The following is a 22,120-nucleotide window of genomic DNA, read 5'->3' on the forward strand; positions in this document are numbered from 1 at the left end:
GCCCGGCGATTTGGCGCCCGCCGAACGGGCGCGTCAAGCCTGCGCGCAATGGCCGGAATGACCGCTGTTTTACGTGCCGGGCATGCAACGTCGGCCCATGTTCAACGCTGGTCGTTGCGCATGATGCGGGGCAGGGCATTGACCACCGCCAATGCGATCAACGTCGTGGCCAAGGCCATGATCTCCATGCCCATGCCCGCGGCCATGCCGACGGCGGAGACCATCCAGATACCTGCGGCAGTGGTCAGCCCTTCGATGCGCTCGTCGCGCTCCAGCTTGATGATGGCTCCGGCACCGAGGAAGCCGATGCCCGAGACGATTCCCTGCATCACCCGGGTGACGTCGGCGGGCGCGATGCCGGACAACAACGGCGCCATTACGAACAGCGCCGAACCAATCGAGACCAGGATGTGCGTCTTCAGGCCGGCGGAGCGGCCCTTGCGCTCGCGTTCCATGCCCAGCATGCCGCCCAGCAGGGCAGCGGTCAGCAGGCGGACCACCATCACGGTGATCTCGCCCGCGTCGGGCAGGGTGAATTCACTCGCCAATGCCTCGCCGATTTCTGCAGTCACGCCCATGCGGTGCTCCCCTGGTTGCGCGTCTCGCCGCCGTGACTGGCGCGCGGACCTGCGGGGGATTGTGCGAATCGTGTCGTTAGCGTGACGTGGTGCGCACCGCGGAGCCTGCGCCAGCACGCTGTCCGGTCCTTCCCATCCTGCACACATGCCTGTCGCTATGGTCGCGGGCCGACCTGCCTTACCCATCCATCGATCCATTGCCTGGAGTTTCACGCATGAATTCACACCGGTTGCTGCTTGTCCTGTGCTGGCTGGCCTGCCCCACGTCGTGGGCACGTGCCGAAACCCTGCAGCCGGATGCGCTGGTCGTGGCCTCTGAAGCCTCCCTTCCGGACCCCATGCAAAAACAGCCGGGCATGCCAGAGCAATATGAACTGCTTGAACCCGACGGCGTGTCCCTGGGCGTGGCGGTGGCTTCCAGCAAGGGCATCCTGCTGGGCGAGGACCCGCGCACGCGGGTGGTGCCGGTGCTGGGCTACGAAGGCGAGCGGCTGTTCCTGCGCGGTCTGAGTGGCGGCGTGCGTCTGTTCCAGCGCGACGGGCTGGAGCTCAACCTGCTGCTCGCCGCGCGCCTGGACAACTGGGACGCGCGTGACCTGGATGCGGCGCAGCTGGCGGCACGCGGCATCGACCGCCGCCTGCTGTCCGACCGCGAGCGTGCGGCCGAAGCGGGCCTGGGGCTGGCGTGGAAAGGCTCGGCGGGACGGCTGGGCCTTGAGGTGCGCACCGACATCAGCAACGCCAGTGGCGGACGGGAAGTGGAGCTGGGTTACTCCTTCGCGGTGCCTGCCGGCAAGGGCCTGCTCGCCCCCGGCGTGGCCGTCAGCCATTGGTCCTACAAGTTGTCCGACTACTACTACGGAACCTTGCCCGAGGAGGAAGCAGCGGGCGTGCCGCGCTATCGGCCGGGTGGCGCCGTGGTGCCGAGTGTCAGCGTCGCCTACCTGCGCGCATTGCCGCAGCGCTGGCGTGTGTTCGGCGTATTCAAATACCAATGGCTGCCCAGCGCCATCGTCGATAGTCCGCTTGCCGAAGGAGACCGCGGCGTGCCTTCGCTGTTCGTGGGTGTGTCGCGTTCGTTCGCCTGGCCTCGCTGACAATGGCGGTGGCGCGTTGATGCCATGCCATCCGCAAGGCCGGCCGCGCCCTTCGCGCGGCAGGCGCGGGCGTAGGCGACCGTAGGGCGACGCGAGTCGCGAAGCACGGATTGCTGAAATGTCGAGGGCTTCGCGACTCGCGTCGCTCCTACAATCATGGGGTCGGCACCGGTACCGTCTGCACGCCGCGTTCGCGGCACATCATGGGCGTAGCGCGGAGTGATGATCAGCAGGAGCGCAGTGACGGGTTCGCGACACGCGTGCCGCGTCTGCAGCGCGTCGCCGGCAGTGTCGCGCCACACTGATCTACAAGGGCGACACAAGATTGCCAGCCATGGCGCAGGTGTAGGAGCGACGCAAGTCGCGAAGCACGGATTGCCCAGATGTCCACGGCTTGGCGACTCGCGTCGCTCCCGATTGATGTGGGAGCTGTTGCTTGAACTGCTGCGCTTACGGCTTGGGCGTGCCCTGCAGTTTTTGTGCTTCAGCCAGGTGCATGGCCAGGTGTTCGCGCGTGGTGCCAAGGTGATTGCGTATGGCGCCGGGCGAGCCGAGCAGCAGGAGCCGGGTGTCGAACAGGGCCAACACGTCGGTGTGGCCCTTGACCATGGCGTCGACGTAGGCGGCCTCGTACTCCTTGCCCGATTTCCTGCCCAGCTCGGCCAGTTCGCTGGCGCCCTTGTCCTTGAGTGCCTGCACCTCGGGCCCATCGCTCACCGCGCCCAGTGTCTTGGTCTGTGCAAGGTTGTCGCCATGCTCTTTCTCCATCAGCTTGGCGTAGTCAAGCACCGCGCCGGTCACCTTCTTTTCGTAAGCCTGCTGCGCGAGCCTGATTTCATGGTCGTCCACCGCCGACAACAGGCCAAGGACCAGCGCGTCCTTTACAGCGGGCGTGGAAGTCGCGGTGACGGCAGCCGGGGTCGCCGCGACGGCCGGTGTGTCGGTAGCCGGTTCCGTTGTCGCGGCTGGCTGGGCTGCCTCGGTCCTGGCGGCGGCTTCGGCAGGCGTGTCCGCCGGGTCGTTGCGCTTGCACGCGGTGGCAAGGGCGACGGTCAGCAGGCTCATGGCCACTAATGGAATTTTCATGATCTATACCTCGTGTGTGCTGTTGCCCGTGGTAACCGAACCATGTCCCCATCGACGTTAAGCGCGTGCTAAACGGTGCGCTCATGAATCCTCTTCGTTGAACTCGTCTTCATCCTGTTCCAGCGCCTCGTCCGCTTCCAGCGGGTCTGCAGGTTCCAGCAACAGGTAATCGTCGCGTTGTGGATCGCGGATTGCGCGCGACACCGCATAGGCCTCAAGGACCGGCTGCTCGCTGTTGAGCAGGAAGTGCCTGGCAAACCAGCGCTGCGGATCCAGCCAGCGCAGCCAGCGATCCGGCGGCAGGAAGACCGGTCCGTCGGCCACCAGTGGCGGCGGAATCGCTGCATTGGCATGGGTGAGCACGCTGAAGCTGCACAGCGGCGTCCCACCTTTTTCCCAGCATTCCCAAAGTCCCGCCACCATCAGCGCGTGGCCGTCGCCGGACTGGATGAAATACGGCCGCGCCGGTTTCACCGTGCGATCCCATTTGTAGTAGCCGTTCAGCGGTACCACGCAATGACGGGTTTCCCAGGCCTGCTTGAACAGGCGGCTGTGGGCGGCGCGCTCCAGCCTGGCGGTGACGGTGGTGTAGGGCGTCTCCGCAGTTTTCGACCAGCGCGGGATCAATCCCCACTGGAATTCCTTCACCACCGGTGTATCACCTTCCAGCACGATCACGCTGGCCGGCTTGCGCACCGCGATGTTGTAACGGTCAGGCGCGCTGGCAAGCGCCTCGCGCAAGGTGGCGGGAAATTCCGCTGCGAAGCCGTCGCCGGCCGAGAACGCCTGCACGAACCTCCGCATCTCAGGTGCGCCTTCGAGACATCACCCGCTGCCCCACCGCCAGGGTGAGCAGCAGGATGCTGGTGGTGACGATGAAGGCCCGGTCTTGAGTCTGTGCCCGGATCTGTCGCGACAACGTGCCCACCAGGATCGGCGGGGCCAGCCGGTCGCTCAGGTGCGGCGACATTGCGCTGGGTCACATTGCGACGAACAGGAGGGTTTGCCCATGGGCGGGTCTCCGCATCTAAGGTCGCCTGCAATATGCGTAGCTGCTGGAAAGCGGGCGTGATGGCCTTCACGTGCCGCTTCCACCGGCGCGCAAGAATCGCCTGCCTGCCCAATGCGTTCCACGTCATGCCCGCCAAGCGCCTCAAGGTCGCCACCTTCAACGTCAATGGGATCCGCTCGCGCCTGCCGCATCTGCTGGCCTGGCTGGAGAAGGAGAAACCGGACATCGCCTGCCTGCAGGAATTGAAGTCGGTGGATGCCGGTTTCCCCATTGATGAGATACATGCCGCCGGTTATGGCGCGGTCTGGAAAGGACAGAGCGCCTGGAACGGGGTTGCAGTGCTGGCACGTGGCGTGGACCCGGTGGAAAGCCGGCGCGTGCTACCGGGCGATGCGGCCGACGAGCAGAGCCGTTACCTGGAAGTGGTCGTGCACGGGCTGGTGGTGGCCTGCCTGTACCTGCCCAATGGCAACCCGCAGCCGGGGCCGAAGTTCGACTACAAGCTGGAATGGTTCGACCGTTTCATCACCCATGCCGCGTCGCTGTACGCAAGCGGGCATCCGGTGGTGCTGGCGGGTGATTTCAACGTGGTGCCGACCGATTTCGACATCTACGACCCCAAGTCCTGGCGCAAGGATGCGCTGCTGCAACCGGAAAGCCGCGCCAGGTACGAGACCTTGCTGCGGCAGGGCTGGACCGACTCGCTGCGGTTCCGGCATCCGGATGAGCGCATCTACACCTTCTGGGATTATTTCCGCCAGCACTGGCCGCGCAACGCCGGCCTGCGCATCGACCACCTGCTGCTCAACGACGTGCTGGCTCCGCGTCTGCACGCGGCCGGCGTGGACACCTGGGTGCGCGACCTTCCCAAGGCCAGCGACCACGCACCCACCTGGATCAGCCTGGACCAGGCGCCGGTGAAAGCAGGGAAAGCCACGAAGACTGTCAAGGCAGTGAAGGCCGCGCCCGCGTCGCGCAAGCGTTGAGTCCTGCCAGCGTGGCGGGACCCGTGGATCCAGGTCGCCGGCTGCTGGTGACGCCAGCAGCATCAGCGGGAGTAGTCGCGGTGCTGCTCCAGGACGCGCCGCGTGCGCCAGGACCATCAGGCCTGCCAGCTGCACGCTGGATCGCCTATTCACGGTAGCCGACCGGTGGTCGCCTAGAATGCAGACGCCGCTGGTGGACGCAGCTTGCTGCGCCACGCTTCGCCCGCCCAGGACCCAGCCTCTTGTTCAAGCGATTCGACCACAACTCGCAACTCCGCATCATCACCCTGCTGGGTTCCGCCACCTCCTTCACTCTCAGTCTCTTCGCCGTCTACCGGATGGCCACGGGCCGCTGGCCCGCGGCTGCGGTTGACCTGGCCATCGCGCTGTTGATCGGTGGCACGGTGGTACATGCCTTGCGCAGCGGGCGCGCGGTCGGGGCAGGCGCGTTCCTGTGCGTCGTCAACAGCATCGGCTGTGCCGTTGCCTGCGCGATCATCGGCCCGACGGCGGCGCCGTGGATCTACCTGGTGTTGATGACCAACTTCTTCATTACCGGCGCCAAGCAGGCGATTGCCTTCAATCTGCTGCTCACCGCGACCGTGTTGCTGCTGCCGGGAATGTATTCGCAGCAGATTGACCGGGTATCGGCCGCGGTCACCGCCGCGCTGGTCACGCTGTTCGCCTACCTGTTCGCGCTGCGGGTCAGCAGCGACCATCAGCAGCTGGAGGAACTGGCGTCGCTGGATGCACTGACCGGTCTGTCCAACCGCCGCATGATGGAGAGCGCGCTGGATGAAGCGTTGCAGGAACGGCGTGTCGGTGCCCGCCATTACGGGCTTCTGATCATCGACATCGACCACTTCAAGGATGTCAACGACACCTACGGCCATGCCGCCGGTGACGCGGCCATCGCCGACCTTGCCGCCATCCTCAAGTTCGAGATGCGCAGGCACGACCATGTGTACCGCTTCGGTGGCGAGGAATTCGTGGTGCTGCTGGTAGTGGACGACCACGCCGGCCTTCGCGCTGCCAGCGAACGCCTGCGCCAGGCCGTACGCAACGGCCTGCGTGGGCCCGGCGGCCGGATCACCGTATCGCTGGGCGGGGCGATGGTCGGCGACGAGGAACGCTGGCAGGACTGGTTCTCGCTGGCCGATGCGGCTTTGTACCAGGCCAAGAACGGCGGGCGTGACAGTTCGGTCATCGTGGGCGCGCCCGACACGGTCGATGGCTGAGCAGGCGGCACGCACCGCTTGCCTGCACGGAAGCGGAAAAAATGAGCGCGCACGCCTCACGCGCTGGCCGGCCCCGCAGTACACGTCGGACTGGCGTTGCCCCTGTAGTCCTGGCCGGCATCGACCCAGTCTGTGCGGGCCATCGGCCGCCATTGCGCTGAATTTGCTTGCGCCGATTGCAGCCCGTTGGCTATGGTCGGCATGGAGCCATCGAAAGGACGCGGATGCAGCCTCCCCAACTTAACCCACTGCGGTCCGCACGCACCGTACGCAACACAGGCCTGCTGCTGGGGTTGTTGCTCGGCGTGGGTCTGCTGGTCGTGGTGATGCAGGACCGCAGCGCGCGCATCGAGGCGGCAAGGCGCCAGAGCATGGCTTTGGCAACCGGTGCCGACCGGCTGTTGCACTACGAGCTGCGCAACCTCGAGCGGGCAATGAGCGGCATCGCCGCCGACGCCGATGCCTATGCCAGCACCGCTCCTGCCGAAGCCCACCAACTGTTGTCCGACGCCATCGACGGCGTGGTCTCGCGGCATGCCGAGCTCGAATCGATCGGCCTGTATGACGCGACCGGCACGCCGATGACACGTGTCGCGCCCGATCCCGCGCTGCCGATCTGGATCGCCGGCGCCGAGCGCTCGGTCCCGCCGCAGCGCCTGCGTTTCGGCAAGCTGCGTCCGGCTGCGGTCCGCGGCTGGGTACTGCCGATCGCACTGCAGGCCGGCAACGGCTGGCTGGTGGCGCGTCTGCGCACCACCGAGTTGCAGAACATGGTGCTGCGGCTGGACACCGGCCGTGACGGCACCGTCAGCGTGCTGGACCGCGACGGCGTGGTGCTGGCGCATTACGGCAGCCAGCGCGGCAACGTCGGCCGGCAACTGCCGCTGCCGACCACGCTGGGTACCGGCGGCACGGTAAGCATGGCCTTCACCAGCGGACTGGACGGCGTGGCGCGCATGTCCAGTTTCAGCGAGGTGAGCGGGTATCCGCTGGTGGTGGCGGCCGGCATCGGCATGCGCGAGGTGCTGGTGCCCTGGCGAAGTTTCGCCGTCATCGCGGCGATCCTGATGATGCTGTACTGGCTGGGCCTGCTGTACCTGGTGCGGCGCATGCATGCCTCCGAATCGGCGCGCGAGGTGATGCTGGAGGAATTGCGGGCCCAGGCCGACTGGCTGCGCCAGGCGCAGCTGGCGGCGGGTTCGGGGGTGTGGAGGATCGATCCCGATGATGGCCGTGTCCACGCTTCGGCACAGGCCGCCGAGCTTTTCGGGTTCGCGCCCGTCGCCGGCCCGCTTCCGCTCGAGGACTTCTTCGACCGCATGCACGACGAGGATCGCGGACGGGTGTTCAACGAGTTCTCGGCGGCACGCGAAAACGGCTCGGCCTTCCACTCCGAATACCGCATCCTGCTGCCGTCCGGGGCCGAGCGCTGGATCAGCGCGCGTGGCGCGCTGCTCGCCGATACGCGCGGGCAGATGCGCATGACCGGCACCATCGTCGACATCACCGAGCGGCGCGACCAGCAACTGCGCCTGGAACGGGCCGAGTTGCAGTTCCGCCACCTGTTCGACCGCAATCCGCTGCCCATCTGGGTATTCGACGAGACGACCTTCCGCTTCCTGGCGGTCAACGACACGGCGCTGCGCAACTACGGCTACACGCGCGAGGAATTCCTCGCCATGACCATCCTCGACATCCGCCCGCGCAACGACGCCGAAGCCGTGCACGCGGCTATGCGCGAGCCCGTCGAAGAGGCCCGGCTGCGCGTGTGGACCCACATCACCCGTGACGGCAGGAGCCTGTCGGTGATTTCCCATGCCAGCAGCATCCAGTTCAATGGGCGCCAGGCGCGGCTGGTGCTGGCGGAGGACGTCAGCGAGCGGCTCACCCACGAGCGTGACCTGGCTTGGCGCGCCAGCCACGATCCCACCACCGGCCTGCTGACCCTGGCCACGCTGACCGGGCGCCTGGATGCGATGCCGCGCGCGGCGGCCGGCGGCGACTACGTGGTGGCCTATGTGCAGTTGCGGGACCTTGAGCTGGTCGCCCCCACCCTGGGACGGCGCGCGGGCGAGGCGATCCTGCGCGAGGCCGCCGGGCGCTTCGCCCGTGTCGGCGAGGGCTACGGCTACGTGGCCTACGTGCCGGGCGAATCGTTCGTGATCGCCGCGCTTGACGGCAGTCGCGGCGAGGCCCTGGCCGCCAGCCTGGCCGCCGCGATCGCCGACCCGGTTCAGGCCGAGGGCGGCATCCATCCACTGGAGGCGTGGATCGGGATCGCGAAGGGACCGGTGGACGACGAGACGGCCGAGAACGTGATCGGCCATGCAGCGCTTGCCGCGTTGCAGGCACGTCGCGAATACCTGCCCACCATGGCCTACGACGCCAGCATGGCCGAGCAGGCCAGCCTGCGCCTGGCCCTGGTCGGCAAGCTGCGCAACGCGCTGGCGCGCGACGAGTTCGAACTGTTCTACCAGCCGATCCGCCGCCTCGGCGATGGGCGGGTGGTGGCGATGGAGGCCCTGCTGCGCTGGCGCCAGGCCCAGGGCGCCTACATCCCGCCGATGCAGTTCATTCCGCTGTGCGAGGAATCCGGGCTGATCGTGCCGATTGGCGCGTGGGTGCTTGAGGAAGCGGCGCGTGCGCACGCCGTGCTGGCCCGGCACGGCCTGGGCGACGTGGCGATCGCGGTTAACGTGTCGGCCGTGCAGTTCCTGGCCGATTCGCTGCCCGAAGAGCTGCGCGCGCTGCGCAAGCGCCACGCGCTGCCACGTGGCGCCTTGCACCTGGAATTGACCGAAAGCGTGGTGTTGCGGCGGCCCGACCTGGCCACGGCGCTGATGGATGAACTGCAAAGCGACGGCGCCTGCATTTCCATCGATGATTTCGGCACCGGCTTCTCCAGCATGGCTTACCTGCGCGACCTGCCGCTGGACTACCTGAAGGTCGACCGCACCTTCGTGCACAACGTCGACCGCGACCCGCGCAATGCGTCGATCTGCCGCGCCCTGATCGAACTGGGGCACGGCCTGGGCCTGGGCATCATCGCCGAGGGCGTGGAGACCGAGGAACAACTGGCATGGCTGCGCGCCCATGGCTGCGACCAGGCCCAGGGCTATCACCTGGGGCGCCCCGCGCCGCTGGGTGAATTGCTGGCCACGCTGGGCGAAGCGACCCCAATCACGCTGGCCTGACCACCGGGCCCGGCGCAGGCGATCTGGTTCGACAGTGCGATCCAGGCGCCCGCGACCAGCGACAGCGGCCGTGTCTTCATGCCGTTCTACCCGGGTCGGCTACAGTCTGGCGGCAGGCAAACGGATCAGGACGGTACTGGGTCGGGCGCCGTCACGACCAGGAAGCCCACCTTGCCTTCACCCTTGCCGTTCCTCCGCTCCTGGCGGCACCGCCATCGCACCGCCCTGCGCAGGGTCGCGATGCTGCTTGCGCTGCTGTATGCGCTGTACCTGCTGCTGGCCAATGTGTTCCTCAACACCCCGCTGTCCGCGCTGGCCTTCAACCAGAAGCCCGAGCGCTTCCATATCGAATGGCGCAGCGCCTTCAGCCTGTATCCCGGCCACATCCATGCGCGCGGCATCAAGGTCGGCGGCCATGCGCGCACCACCATGTGGTCGGCCAGCAGCGCCGGCGCCGACGGGCGCATCAAGATGTTGCCGCTGCTGGCGCGCAGGCTGAGCTTCGGCACCATCCACGCGCGCGACGTGCAGGTAGGCGTCGATCGCGTCGCCACCGACCTTGCCCCATCGCTGCCGCGCAGCGCCGCCGCATTGGCGCGTGGCCCGTGGGAGCTGCACTTCGACGGCATCAGCACCGCGTCGCTGCAACGCATCCGCGTGGGTGACTGGGTGGTGGAAGGGCAGGGCCATGCACGCTTCGGCCTGCACAAGGTGTTGCGTGGCGGGCCGGTGGAAGTGACCCCGTCGACGCTGCGCATGCCGGCGGCCACTGTACGCCGGGGTGCGCTGGAGCTGGCGCGCGAGGCCCGCGTCGAGCTCGACCTGGAGATGGCGCCGAATACGCGCAAACAGGCGCAGGGCTACGACAAGGTGCGCTTCGTCGATGCGCACCTGCGCGTGGACGGGCACGCTCCAGGCCTGGGCGTGACCGAAGGCGCGCAGGGCAAGTTGGCCCTGGCCAGCAGCGGCCAGGACGGCCGCGTGCAGGTCGACCTGGTGCTCAGCCGCGGCGCCTTGCAGCCGGGCGGCACGCTGCGATGGAATGCGCCGGTGACCCTGGACAGTGCCAGCGCCAGCGCCCAGGGCTATCGTCTGCAGCTCGATGCGGACGTGCGCAACGACGGAGTGGCCGTGCACGCCCGCGTGCCCCGGCGCCCGGGGCGCGAGGACGCCATCGACCTGCGCCTGCACCTGGCCGAGCGCCGGCTGTTGCGCGCCGATCCGGAGGCGCTGCTGGGCAAGACGTCGGGCACTGTCAAGGGGCGTTGGCATTTCGCCACGCTGCGCTGGATCAATCCGATGCTGTCCGATGGCTGGTTGCGCCTGGACGGTGCCGCCGACGTGGTCGCCGACCTGCGACTGCGGCAGGGGCGGCTGGTGTCCGGCAGCCACGCCGAAGTGCTGGATGCCGAAGTGGTCGCCGATGTCTTCGACACGGTCGCCAGCGGCCACGCCACCGCGCGCGCGACGATGGAAGACGGACGCACCAATATCGATTTCGTGGCGCAGCGTTTCGCGCTGGCGCCGCGCGCATCCAGGCAACAGGCCTACGTGCAGGGCAGCGATCTGTCGCTCGGCCTGACCGCTTCGGGGCAGCTGTCGGAATTCCGCAGGACCATGCAGGCACGCGTGCGCTTTGCCGGTGCACGGATCCCGGACCTGCGCGCCTACAACCCCAGCCTGCCGGCCGGCAGCCTGCAGTTCGAGGGCGGTACCGGCACGCTGGGTGCCGACCTGCAGCTGGATGCCAAGGGCCAGTTGCGCCGGGGCGAGCTGCGACTGACCGGACGGCGCGCCGACGTGCGCTTCGGCCCTTCGCGGGTGGTCGGTGACCTGACCCTGGATTCGCGCCTGGTACGCGCGCAGGGCGGGCCTCACCGCTACCGCATCGAGAGCCTGAAGCTGGGACTGGACGGTGTGCAGGTGGGTGATGCCCGGCCCACGGACGGCCCGTGGTGGGCGAGGCTCGATTTCGAAGAGGGTTCGCTGGACTGGCAGCAGCCGATCTCCCTGCAAGGCAACGCACGGGTGGTGATGAAGGATGTGAGTGCCCTGCTGGACCTGTATGCCGATCGCAGCGCGTTTCCCAAATGGGTCGGCAAGCTGATCGACGCGGGCCAGGCCGACGCCACGGCAAGGGTGCGGCTGGACGGCGATGCGGTCACCATCGACGCGCTGCGCGCGCGCAACCAGCGCATCGACCTGGACGCGCGCATGCGGATGGCGAAAGGCCAGTCGACAGGCGCGCTGTATGCACGTTGGGGGGTGCTGGGTCTGGGCGCGGAAACCAGTGGCGGGCAGCACAAGCTGCATCTTCTGAAGGCGCGCCAGTGGTATGACGGCTTGCCGGCGATGACCGCAGGCAAGGCCTCGCCCTGAGGCCAGGCCGCGCACGCGCAGCCCGCGGCACGCAGCCCGCGGCACGCGGCACGCGGCACGCGGCCGGCATCGCGTATCCGGCGAGCTGCACGGCCGGCACAGGCAGGCCGTTCGACAGCTGGCCGAGCCGCTGTTTTCCCAGACTTAACGCACCAGTGGCATGCTGTATTCCTGCGATAGGGAGGCCGCCATGAAGTCCAGGCATTTGCGTTTTGGCAGGGGGTTCCGGGTGGTGTTCGACCTGCGCCAGGTGCAGGCAGCCGAAATGGTGATCGCACCTGGCGGTAGCGAGGGCGGGCCGGAAAACCGGCACCAGGGCGCGGATCAATGGCTGTACGTGGTGTCCGGGATTGGCGTGGCCATCGTGGAAGGGGTGGAGCAGGCACTCAAGGCCGGCAGCCTGCTGGTGATCGAGAAAGGAGAGCGGCATGAGGTACGCAACATCGGGCGCACGTCGTTGAAGACGCTGAATTTCTATTCCCCGCCTGCCTACGCGGACGACGGCGAAGCGCTGCCGGCAGGTCGGGAGTGAGCGCGCGGTGGCGTATTGCCGCGTATCGCGCAGATGCAACGCGGCCCGGCCTGCACGCGGACGCGTGCCATGTCTGACTCCGGCGCCGACGACCTGCTCGACGTGGCTATCGTGGGTGGTGGGCCGGCCGGCCTGACCGCAGCCACCTACCTGCGTCGCTTCCATCGCTCGTGCGCGGTGTTCGACGACGGCGACAGCCGTGCGCGCTGGATTCCTGAAAGCAACAACTGCCCCGGCTTCCCCAATGGTGTTTCGGGCGTGGAACTGCTGCTGCGCATGCGGCGCCAGGCCGGCGAGTTCGACGCGCACTTCGAACCGGTGCGGGTGGATTCGATCGAGCGCGAAGGCGAGAACTTCGTGCTCAATGCGGATGGGCGCCAGTGGCGCGCACGCAGCGTGATCCTGGCCACCGGCCTGTCCGACAAATTGCCCGACGCGCCCTGGGTGGAGGAGGCAGTCGCCCGCCATGCGCTGCGCCTGTGTTCCATCTGCGACGCCTACGAAGCCACGGATACGCGCATCGGCGTGTACGGCCTGCTGAAGGACATCGCCAGCCACGGCACGTTCCTGCGCTCCTACTCGGAACATGTCTGGTTGTTGCCCATCGACCAGGACCAGGACGAAACCGACGAAGCCTTGCGCGCCGCGCTGGGCGCGGGCGTGGAGGTGCTGCCCGCCGGCGGGACGCTGGGGTTCGACGGCGAACGCTGCACCTGGACCACGGCAGAAGGCACCTCCGTTTTCGACAGCGTGTATCCCTACCTGGGCTGCCATACCAGTGCCGGCCTCGCCGACGCTCTGGGGGTGCGCCTGACCGACGGCGGCGAGATCGTGGTGGACCGGAACCAGGCCACCAGCGTGCCGGGCCTGTATGCGATTGGCGACGTGGTCAGCGGCCTTAACCAGATCTCCGTCGCCGTTGGCCAGGCCGCGCTTGCCGCTACCCGCCTGCACAACCAGTTGCCCCTGGTGCCGCGCGCACAGCCGGGCTGAAGCGAACCTGGCCGAATGCGGACGAGCTGACCTAGGGCGGCGTCCGGCCCGCATCTGGCGCGCCATCGCTCGAATAAAAAAGGCCCGTCGGAAACGGGCCTTCTTCCTTCTTGCAGGTGTTGCGCCTACATCACATCGGGCTCGCTGAAGGCTTCGATCTCGCCGGCGAACTCGTTGATCGGGATGCAGCTGCAGAACACGTTCTTGTCGCCGTGCACGTTGTCCACGCGGGCCACCGGCGGCCAGTATTTCTGCAGTTTCAACGTGGCCAGCGGGAACGCGGCCAGTTCGCGCGGATAGGCGTGGGTCCATTCGCTGGCCATGACCATGGTGGCCGTGTGCGGGGCATTCTTCAGCGGATTGTCCTCACGATCCAGCGAGCCTGCTTCTACCGCGCGGATCTCGTTGCGGATCTCGATCATGGCCGCGATGAAGCGATCGAGCTCATGCAGTGATTCGCTTTCGGTCGGCTCGACCATCAGCGTGCCGGCGACCGGGAAGCTCAGGGTCGGCGCATGGAAGCCGAAATCGATCAGGCGCTTGGCCACGTCCTCGGCACCGATGCCGGTGGCGTCCTTCAGCGGGCGCAGGTCAAGGATGCATTCGTGCGCGACCAGGCCATTGCGGCCGGTGTAGAGCGTTTCGTAATGCGGCGCGAGTTGCCGGGCGATGTAGTTGGCGTTGAGCAGCGCCACCTGGGTGGCCTTGCGCAGGCCCTGCGTGCCCATCAGGGTGATGTACATCCAGCTGATCGGCAGGATGCTGGCGCTGCCGAAACTGGCGGCGCTGACCATGCCCACATCGCCCTGGCCGCCCAGGGTGCGCGGCAGGAACGGCGCCAGGTGCGACTTCACCGCGCAGGGGCCGACGCCGGGGCCGCCGCCGCCATGCGGGATGCAGAAGGTCTTGTGCAGGTTGAGATGGGAGACGTCCGAGCCCCACTTGCCGGGCTTGGCCACGCCGACCAGGGCGTTCATGTTGGCGCCGTCGGTATACACCTGGCCGCCATGCGCATGCACGATCTCGCAGATGGCGACGATGTCTTCCTCGAACACGCCATGCGTGGACGGGTAGGTGATCATCAGCGCGGCGAGGCGACCGGAATATTTTTCCGCCTGCCTGCGGATGTCTTCCACGTCGACGTTGCCGTTGGCATCGCACTTGGTGACCACCACGCTCATGCCGCACATCTGCGCCGAAGCCGGATTGGTGCCGTGCGCCGATTCGGGAATCAGGCAGATGTCACGCTGGTCTTCGCCACGCGAGCGGTGCCAGGCGCGGATCGCCAGCAGGCCGGCGTATTCCCCCTGCGCGCCCGAGTTGGGCTGCAGGCTGACGGCGTCGTAGCCGGTGCATTCGACCAGCATCGCTTCCAGCTCGTCGATCAGCTGCCGGTAGCCGGTAACCTGCGCGGCGGGTGCCAGCGGGTGGATGTTGGCGAACTCGGGCCAGGTGATGGGGATCATCTCGGCGGTGGCATTGAGCTTCATGGTGCAGCTGCCCAGCGGGATCATGGTCCGGTCCATGGCCAGGTCCTTGTCCGCCAGCGAACGCATGTAGCGCAGCATCTCGTGTTCGCTGTGGTGGGTGTTGAACACCGGGTGGGTCAGGAATCCGCTGCTGCGCACCAGCGCCGCAGGCAGTGCATCCGTCGCTTCGCCATCCAGGCTGTCGATGTCCTCGATCTTCGCGCCGAACACCAGGGCCAGGGCGACGATATCGGCGCGCGTGGTGGTTTCATCAAGGCTGATGCCCACGCTGCTGGCGTCGATCTTGCGCAGGTTGATGCGCTGGTGGCTGGCATAGAGATGGATGGCGGCGGCATCGACACCGGTCACATGCAGGGTGTCGAAGTAGTCACCAGCAACTTCCACTCCTACGCTGCGCAGCGCGCCCGCCAGGATCGTGGCCAGGCGATGGGTGCGTTGTGCAATGCGGGTTAGTCCCTCGGGGCCATGGTAGACGGCGTACATGCTGGCCATCACCGCCAGCAATACCTGCGCGGTGCAGATGTTGGAGGTGGCCTTCTCGCGGCGGATGTGCTGTTCGCGGGTCTGCAGGGTCAGGCGGTAGGCCGGCTTGCCTTCGGCATCCACCGAAACGCCGATCAGGCGTCCCGGCATGGAGCGCTTGTAGGCGTCGCGGCAGGCCATGAAGGCGGCATGCGGACCACCAAAACCATAAGGCACGCCGAAACGCTGGCTGTTGCCGACCACGATGTCGGCGCCCCATTCCCCGGGCGACTTGATCAGGGTCAGCGCCAGCAGGTCGGTGGCCACGGCGACGAGGCCGTGGCGTGCATGCACCGCATCGGCCAGTGCCTGGTGGTCGCCGATGCGGCCCAGGCTGTCGGGGTACTGCAGCAGCACGCCGTAGCTGTCGAGCGTCAGTGCTTCGGCATCATCGCCGACATGCAGGGTGATGCCCATCGGCTCGGCGCGCGTGCGCAACACTTCGAGGGTCTGCGGGTGCACGTTGTTCGAGACGAAGAACACATTGGATTTGGATTTCGCCGAACGTTTCGCCAGCGTCATCGCCTCGGCCGCGGCGGTGGCTTCGTCCAGCAGCGAGGCGTTCGCGATTTCCATGCCGGTCAGGTCGGCGACCAGGGTCTGGAAGTTGATCAGCGCTTCCATGCGGCCTTGCGAGATCTCCGCCTGGTAGGGCGTGTAGGCGGTGTACCAGGCCGGGTTCTCGAGGATGTTGCGCAGGATCACGTTGGGCGTGTGGGTGCCGTAATAACCCTGACCGATGAAGCTGCGGAAGACTTCGTTGCGGTCGGCAATCTTTCGGATCTTGGCCAGCGCCTCGACTTCGGTGATGGCTTCGGGCAGTGCCAGCGGTGCGGGCGACTTGATGTTGGAGGGAACGATGGCATCGGTCATCGCATCCAGCGAGTCGTGGCCGATGACCTGCAGCATGTGCGCGATCTCGGCGTCGTTGGGGCCGATGTGGCGCTCGACGAAAGCGGAATGATGCTCGAGGTCGCGCAGGGGGGGCGAGGGTGTCTTTGACATGGCAGGGACGTCCGTAGGGCACGCGCGGAGCCGCACGTGGGGCGCCCCTCTGTCCTTCTGCCTGAGAGTTTGGAAGCGCAGCGGTGCGCGCTTCTTGCCCCTTCGGCGCCGGCCGCATACCAGTAAGGCGGGCCGATCTCTCCAGAGTTTTGTGCACGCGGCGGTCACTGGCCTGAGCGATTACGGGCGTTGCGCCTTCGGCAGCGGCCTGCGCCTCCTGCGAGGCCGGCCACTTCTTCCACTGCGTGCTGCGCCAGGATTATAGCTTGGCGGCGGCTGGGCGCGTCACGCTGTAGAGCCGGGCCTGCCCGGCTGCTCCTGGCCTCCCGTGCGAAAAGCAGCGGGGCAAGCCCTCCACGAATGTCGGGAGTCGGCCCATGGCCTAGACTGACAAGCCATGCTGCCGCCGGTTCCTGAATGAAAGCGCCGAGCCCTGTCATTGCCGACCCGTTCCCCTTGGCGGCAGGCGGATGAAAACCTCCACGCGACGCCTGACCTGGCTGCTTGCCGGCCTGTCGATGCTGGGCCCCTTCTGCATCGACACGATCTTCCCCGCGTTCCTGCAGATGGGCGCGCAACTGGATGCGGGCCCGCTGGCGATCCAGCAGACCGTCAGCGTGTATCTGATCGCGTATGCGGCGATGAGCATCGTGCATGGGCCGCTGTCCGATGCCATCGGCCGTCGTTCGGTGATCATCGGCGGCATGGTCGTGTTCACCCTGGCATCGGTCGGCTGCGCGCTGGCGCGCGACCTGCCCACTCTGCTGGCGTTCCGCGCCATCCAGGGGCTGTCGGCCGGGGCAGGGCAGATCGTGGGGCGCGCCGCCATCCGCGATCTCTTTCATGGCGACGATGCGCAGCGGCTGATGAGCCAGGTATCGATGCTGTTCGGCATCGCGCCGGCCATCGCGCCCATCGTTGGCGGCTGGATCCTGGGCTGGGGCGAATGGCCGGTGATCTTCTGGTTCCTGACCGCGTTTTCGGCGGTGCTGTTGCTGGCCACCTGGGCCTGGTTCCCCGAAACCCATCCGCCCAGCGCCCGCGCGCCATTGGTCATGCGCGGCCTGGTCCGCGATTACGTGTCGATCTTCCTCAATCCACGCTTCCAGCGACTGGCGGCATCCGGTGCATTCAACTTCGCCGGGATGTTTATTTTCATCGCCTCGGCGCCGGTACTGGTGATGCAGCACCTGCACCTTGGCGAAAAGGATTTCGGCTGGCTGTTCATTCCGACCATTGGCGGCATGGTGGTGGGCTCGTACCTGTCCGGGCGCGCGGCAGGCCGCATGGGCGGGGACCGGCTGACCGCCATTGGTTTCATGGTCGGCGGCATCGGTGCGGTGCTGCACATCGCCTATGCCGCCTTTGCCGACCCGTTCACCATTCCGTGGGCCGTATTGCCGCTGTTCCTGACCGGCGTGGGCGTTTCGCTGGTGTTCCCGATCCTCACCCTGGCCATCCTGGACATGTATCCACGCCAGCGCGGCGCGTCCTCGTCATTGCAGGCCTTCACCAGCCTGGTGGTGGCCGCACTGGTCTCCGGCGCGCTGTCGCCATGGCTCAGTCACGATACTTTGCACCTGGCCCTGGGCAGCGCCACGCTGACCCTGCTGGGCTGGGTGTTCTGGCGCTGGGAGCGCAGCGTGTGCATGCAGCCGCCGGCGGATTTCACCAGGAATGGCCCGGCGGAACGCGCGACGGCAGAGTCGCCCAACCCGCTTTGAGGCGATACTGGCCTCTTGTTTTCGAATGACGGCGATCAAGCCCATGTCCATCAACTCCAAGATCAGGCGTGAAGCCGGCAAGCAGGGCGCGGCCAAGGCCGACGGACGCAAACGCGGCGCCGCACCCATCGAACCGCATGCGCAACTGCGTGACCAGCAAGGCCGCCTGCTGGCCGGCATCGTGCGCCAGGAAGGCGAGTGGGTGCTCGGCATGGGCGGGCAGATCGCCGGCAGCTCGGCCAGCGCGGCCCACGTATTCGCCATGATCCGGCGCGCGGCGCTGCTGCACGAAGCGCAGGGTACGCCCGTGCGGCTGACCTGGTCGGATGCACTGAAGGATGCGGCCTGGTCGGAAGTGGCGGAACGCGCGATGAGCTTCGAGGAATTCGAGGCCGGGCTTGCGCGTGACATGGCCGAGGTGGCCGCGCGCAAAGCCGACACGGCGTCCGAGGGCACGGTGCCCGACAGCAGCCCGCCTGACGACACCCCGGCCGACGGCAGGCCGCCCGACGGCAGTCCATGAAAAAGGCCGGCATGCGCCGGCCTTTTTCCTGTTGCCACAAGTCCCTCGCAACTATTGCGGCTTGGCTGCCTTGGCTGCGGTCGCCACGGTGGTCGCCGGTGCCTGCCATCCGCAGGTCTTGCCTTCGTTCTGCTGCTTCAGCCAGGTCTGCAGTGGCGCGAAATATTCCAGTACTGCGCTGGCATCGGCCTTGTCGGTGCCGGTGAGCTCCTTCAGCGTGCCCTGCCAGGGCTGGCTTGCCCCTTTCTCCAGCATCGCCCAGAACTTCTGGCCGGCCGCCTTGTTGCCGTAGAAGGTGCAGTCGTACAGCGGGCCCTTGTAGCCGGAGGCATCGCACAGGCCCTTGTAGAACTGGAACTGCAGGATGTGCGAAAGGAAGTAGCGCGTGTACGGAGTGTTGCCTGGTACGTGGTACTTGGCGCCCGGGTCGAAGAAATCCTCGCCGCGCGCGGTCACCGGCGCCACGCCCTGGTACTTGGCCTTCAGTTCCCACCAGGCCTGGTTGTAGTGGTCCGGCTTGATCGAGCCATCGAACACGCCCCAGCGCCAGCGATCGATCATCAATCCGAACGGCAGGAACGAAACCTTGGCCAGGGCCATGCGCATCTGCGAATTGATCAGCGCCTGCTCGCCCTGTTCGGGCGTGCCTACCAGGCCGATGGAATTCAGGTATTTAGGGGTCATCGCCAACACGATGGTGTCGCCGATCGCTTCATGGAAGCCATCGTTGGCACCGCTCTGGAACAGCGGGGGCTGCTTGTTGTAGGCCAGGTCGTAATAGAGGTGGCCCAGCTCGTGGTAGATGGTGGTGAAGTCTTCCTCGTTCGGCTTGATGCACATCTTGGTGCGCACGTCGCCGGCCATGTTCATGTCCCAGGCACTGGCGTGGCAGACCACGTCGCGGTCCAGCGGCTTGGTGAACTGGGTCTTGGCCCAGTAACTTTCCGGCAGCTTCGGCATGCCCAGCGAGGTGTAGAAATCCTGCGCGCGTTCGGTCATCGCCTTGGCGGTCTGCAGGTCGGCATCGCGCCGGATGGCGGCCAGGCGAGTGATCGCCTCGTCGTAGGCGCGCTGGTTCAGGGCGCGGCGTTCGTCGCCGGTCGCGGCGTGGCCCAGCTCCTTCAGCAGGCGGTCGTAGTTGCGCGTGCGCGCGTCCTCGAAGGGATCCTGCGTGTCCAGGGTCGCGTCCGACAACCGCTTGTTGTATTCGGCATTGCCCTGCTGCTCGAGTGCGCCGGTGATGTCCAGGCTGCCCACGCCCTTGAACGGCTCCAGCATGTCCCACAGGTTGCCCCAGTCCTGCTGCCACATGTTGCCCATCAGGTGGGCCGGCAACAGCCCGTTCACCTGGCCCTTGTCCTGGCCGTACTGGGCTTCCAGCTTGGTGCGCGTGTAGCAATGCAGTTGCTCGTACAGCGGCTTGACCTGGCCCCACAGGCGATCGGTCTCCGCGGCGATTTCAACCGGGGTCATGTCATAACCGCTGCGCCACATCTCGCCGGTGTCGGCGAAGCCCATTTCCCTGGCGCCTTCATTGACCAGCTCGGCGAAGCGCGTGTAGTCCTTGCGCATCGGCTGGGCGACGCTGTGCCAGCCCTGCCAGGCATCGAGCTGCTTGTCGTAGTCGCGGCTGCTGCGCAGCACATCCTCCAGCTCGCCGAGCTGGCGGCACTGCTTGCCCGCACCTTCACCGGTGCAATAGGTACCCGAGCCGTACATGCCCTCCATGCGCGTGGCGATCTGGGTCAGTTCCGCGAGCTTGGCCGGATCCCTGGGCGCAGGCATGGAAGTCAGCAGCTTCAGCAGGTGGATGGCGCGCGCCGTCTCGGGCTTCATGGTCTGCCCTTCGAACTGCTTGGCCTGCTCGATCCAGCCGTTGAGCTGGGTCAGGTAACGCTCGTTGGCCTTGGCGGCCAGCAGCGCGGTGTCGTCGTTGATGTAGGTCGCCGACAGCCACTGTGCCGAGGTGCCTTCCGCATAGGACTTGCGCAGCTCGTCGTTGACCCGCGCTATGAATGCATCGGCGGTTTCGCCCTTGGGCGCAGGGGCCTTGCCTGTCTCTGCCGGCGCCTCGCCATCCTTCTTGCAGCCGCCCAGGGTGACGACGCCAATGCCAATGGCCAGGGCAAGCAGCAGGTGACGATGCTTCACGGAAGATCCTTTGAGTGGGCGCCGTAAGCGCGGGAACCGGAAGGCTAGTGTGGTGGCGCGCGTCCTGCAAGCGCGGGCCCGTCAGCCAGGGCAGCGGCGACGCGCTGGCGCAGGCGTTGCGCCCGGCGGCGCAGCTTGCGATGCATGAGCACGCGCGACCAGCGCGAGAACGGCAGGATTTCCTTGCCACTGATGACCGACTTGGCGTCGACGCAGACCAGTTCGACCTGTCCGGCGCGGCTGCTGACCACTAAATTCCCCGCGTTGAGGTCGAACAGCGGCACGTTGTTGCGCAGCAGCCAGGCTTCCATGCGGTCGATGGCGCCGCACAGTGCGGCAGGATCATGGCCGGTCGTTTCGAAGAGATGCGAATAGAGGCTGCGCGCGGGGCGGCCGTCTTCCTGGAGCACGCACTCGCATTGGAGGGCCACGCCTGCCCGTGTCATGGCGAGGCCATGGCATCGGGCGACCCAGCCGTCGAGCGCGTCACCCAGGCGCGCGCGCAGCTTGCGGTAGGCACGCAGTTCGGTCTGGTTCTCGCCGAAATACCCCATGCGCATGCCCAGCCAGCGGCGCACGCGCTGGCGCAGGCCGACCCGGGTTCGTTCGTTGGCCGGCAGTTCGAACTTCAGGCACAGCGCGGCATCCTGCGGATCCCGCACGCAGACGCGGTTTGCGCCGTGTGCGATGAGCGCCAGGCCCTGCCATTGCGGTGGATTGGAAACAGCAGGTTCCATGCCGCCAGTGTGCCTGATGCCGTCCGCGGAGCTCAGCCCGGAAGTCCCTTGGCCTGCAGCCATGCCTGCGCATCCTCCGCATCGCCTTCGAACCAGGCACGCGTGCTGCCCAGGCGGAACGAGTATCCCCATGCATCCATGTCGGCCATCAGCCGGTCACGGCCGACTCCCGGCAGGGCGTCGGCCAGCACGATCTGCAGGTAGCAGGTCGCATCTTCCTCGATGTCCGAATCGGTGGCATCGGTATGTACCTGCGCACGCCGCTCGGGCGACAGCACGATCAGATGGCAGGCCTCGTGCAGCAGCGAATGCACGGGCGTGTCGGCGCGCGCGTAGACGGTATTGCCGATCACCCCGGCCTCGGGGTCGCCCCAGAAGCTGCCGGGGATGGGAATGCCGGCTTCCGTAACCTGCAATTGCAGCGCGTGGCGTGCAAGCAATGACTCGACGGCCTGCAGGGGAATATCGCCCAGTCGCAGGACTTGAGGATCTGCATCGGCCTGGGTGTTGGAAGCGATCATGTGCGTGCAGGCAAGCGCGCCGCCCGGGCGCGTTGCTCTGGCTGCAGGCTCTGCGGGAAGCGCATCGCGTGCACGACCCGCTCCTGCTGCGACGGGATCAGGCGGCGCCTTCCTGCAGCGACACCGAGATGTCCAGCACGTCGTGCTCGCCTTCCTTGATCAGCTTGACGTTGACCGCGTCGGCATCGACGTTGACGTACTTCTTGATCACTTCCAGCAGCTCGCGCTGCAGCATCGGCAGGTAGTCCGGGGCGCCGCGGGAGGTGCGCTCCTGGGCCACGATGATGCGCAGTCGATCTCGGGCGATGGAGGCGGTTTCTTTCTTCGGCTTGAGGAAATCGAAAAGTCCCAT

At 66.9% G+C, this 22,120-nt stretch carries 18 protein-coding genes and 1 riboswitch; of the genes, 9 read left to right on the forward strand and 9 right to left on the reverse strand.

Annotated features, from left to right (window positions below; all coding sequences use genetic code 11):
* Positions 1-101: 101 nt before the first annotated feature.
* On the reverse strand, positions 102-578 hold the full coding sequence (locus tag DT603_RS14090; RefSeq protein ID WP_162350617.1) for an MgtC/SapB family protein: 477 nt from the start codon (positions 576-578) through the stop codon (positions 102-104).
* A 215-nt stretch (positions 579-793) separates the two neighbouring features.
* On the opposite strand from DT603_RS14090, the gene DT603_RS14095 reads away from it, so the two are divergent.
* Positions 794-1,675 (forward strand): MipA/OmpV family protein, encoded by an 882-nt coding sequence (locus tag DT603_RS14095; RefSeq protein WP_162350618.1) that lies wholly within the window; start codon positions 794-796, stop codon positions 1,673-1,675.
* A 450-nt stretch (positions 1,676-2,125) separates the two neighbouring features.
* On the opposite strand, the gene DT603_RS14100 is transcribed toward DT603_RS14095, so the two are convergent.
* The 3 genes from DT603_RS14100 to DT603_RS14110 form a co-directional block, all read right to left on the reverse strand.
* Positions 2,126-2,761 (reverse strand): DUF4142 domain-containing protein, encoded by a 636-nt coding sequence (locus DT603_RS14100; RefSeq protein WP_162350619.1) that lies wholly within the window; start codon positions 2,759-2,761, stop codon positions 2,126-2,128.
* A gap of 81 nt (positions 2,762-2,842) precedes the next feature.
* Positions 2,843-3,565: an SOS response-associated peptidase gene (locus DT603_RS14105; RefSeq protein WP_162350620.1), complete on the reverse strand. Its 723-nt coding sequence runs from the start codon at positions 3,563-3,565 to the stop codon at positions 2,843-2,845.
* 1 nt (position 3,566) lies between these two features.
* Positions 3,567-3,731, reverse strand: coding sequence for a hypothetical protein (locus tag DT603_RS14110; RefSeq protein WP_162350621.1), 165 nt, complete (start codon positions 3,729-3,731; stop codon positions 3,567-3,569).
* 101 nt (positions 3,732-3,832) lie between these two features.
* Between DT603_RS14110 and xth the strand changes: the two genes are divergently transcribed.
* The 6 genes from xth to DT603_RS14140 all read left to right on the forward strand — a co-directional run bounded on the left by xth (position 3,833) and on the right by DT603_RS14140 (position 13,095).
* Positions 3,833-4,759 (forward strand): exodeoxyribonuclease III, encoded by a 927-nt coding sequence (gene xth / locus DT603_RS14115; protein ID WP_425500985.1) that lies wholly within the window; start codon positions 3,833-3,835, stop codon positions 4,757-4,759.
* Positions 4,760-5,001: 242 nt separating this feature from the next.
* A complete protein-coding gene (locus DT603_RS14120) occupies positions 5,002-5,997 on the forward strand; it encodes a GGDEF domain-containing protein (protein WP_246191850.1) in 996 nt (331 codons plus the stop codon).
* A 224-nt stretch (positions 5,998-6,221) separates the two neighbouring features.
* Positions 6,222-9,191: a bifunctional diguanylate cyclase/phosphodiesterase gene (locus DT603_RS14125; protein WP_162350622.1), complete on the forward strand. Its 2,970-nt coding sequence runs from the start codon at positions 6,222-6,224 to the stop codon at positions 9,189-9,191.
* 171 nt (positions 9,192-9,362) lie between these two features.
* Positions 9,363-11,570: a translocation/assembly module TamB domain-containing protein gene (locus DT603_RS14130; RefSeq protein WP_162350623.1), complete on the forward strand. Its 2,208-nt coding sequence runs from the start codon at positions 9,363-9,365 to the stop codon at positions 11,568-11,570.
* 190 nt (positions 11,571-11,760) lie between these two features.
* Complete coding sequence (locus DT603_RS14135) at positions 11,761-12,102, forward strand: cupin domain-containing protein (protein ID WP_162350624.1); 342 nt, start codon at positions 11,761-11,763, stop codon at positions 12,100-12,102.
* Between the two features lie 69 nt (positions 12,103-12,171).
* Complete coding sequence (locus tag DT603_RS14140; protein ID WP_162350625.1) at positions 12,172-13,095, forward strand: NAD(P)/FAD-dependent oxidoreductase; 924 nt, start codon at positions 12,172-12,174, stop codon at positions 13,093-13,095.
* A 125-nt stretch (positions 13,096-13,220) separates the two neighbouring features.
* Here DT603_RS14140 and gcvP read toward each other — a convergent pair whose 3' ends face one another.
* The gene (gcvP, locus tag DT603_RS14145) at positions 13,221-16,112 is read right to left on the reverse strand and encodes an aminomethyl-transferring glycine dehydrogenase (RefSeq protein ID WP_162350626.1); all 2,892 of its coding nucleotides are present in this window, start codon (positions 16,110-16,112) and stop codon (positions 13,221-13,223) included.
* A 39-nt stretch (positions 16,113-16,151) separates the two neighbouring features.
* A riboswitch (glycine riboswitch) is annotated at positions 16,152-16,267 on the reverse strand.
* A gap of 315 nt (positions 16,268-16,582) precedes the next feature.
* Here gcvP and DT603_RS14150 point away from each other — a divergent pair.
* Positions 16,583-17,836, forward strand: coding sequence for a Bcr/CflA family efflux MFS transporter (locus DT603_RS14150; protein ID WP_162350627.1), 1,254 nt, complete (start codon positions 16,583-16,585; stop codon positions 17,834-17,836).
* Between the two features lie 43 nt (positions 17,837-17,879).
* Positions 17,880-18,359, forward strand: a complete 480-nt coding sequence (locus DT603_RS14155) for a hypothetical protein (protein WP_425500981.1) — start codon at positions 17,880-17,882, stop codon at positions 18,357-18,359.
* Between the two features lie 51 nt (positions 18,360-18,410).
* Here DT603_RS14155 and DT603_RS14160 read toward each other — a convergent pair whose 3' ends face one another.
* From DT603_RS14160 to minE, 4 genes are all read right to left on the reverse strand, one after another.
* Positions 18,411-20,510 (reverse strand): M2 family metallopeptidase, encoded by a 2,100-nt coding sequence (locus DT603_RS14160; protein WP_162350628.1) that lies wholly within the window; start codon positions 20,508-20,510, stop codon positions 18,411-18,413.
* Positions 20,511-20,554: 44 nt separating this feature from the next.
* Positions 20,555-21,247, reverse strand: a complete 693-nt coding sequence (locus DT603_RS14165; RefSeq protein WP_162350629.1) for a YrbL family protein — start codon at positions 21,245-21,247, stop codon at positions 20,555-20,557.
* 32 nt (positions 21,248-21,279) lie between these two features.
* Complete coding sequence (locus DT603_RS14170; protein WP_162350630.1) at positions 21,280-21,768, reverse strand: hypothetical protein; 489 nt, start codon at positions 21,766-21,768, stop codon at positions 21,280-21,282.
* 97 nt (positions 21,769-21,865) lie between these two features.
* Positions 21,866-22,120, reverse strand: coding sequence for a cell division topological specificity factor MinE (gene minE, locus DT603_RS14175; RefSeq protein ID WP_162350631.1), 255 nt, complete (start codon positions 22,118-22,120; stop codon positions 21,866-21,868).

The organism is Pseudoxanthomonas gei, assembly GCF_010119615.1.
Taxonomy (GTDB): Bacteria; Pseudomonadota; Gammaproteobacteria; order Xanthomonadales; family Xanthomonadaceae; genus Pseudoxanthomonas_A; species Pseudoxanthomonas_A gei.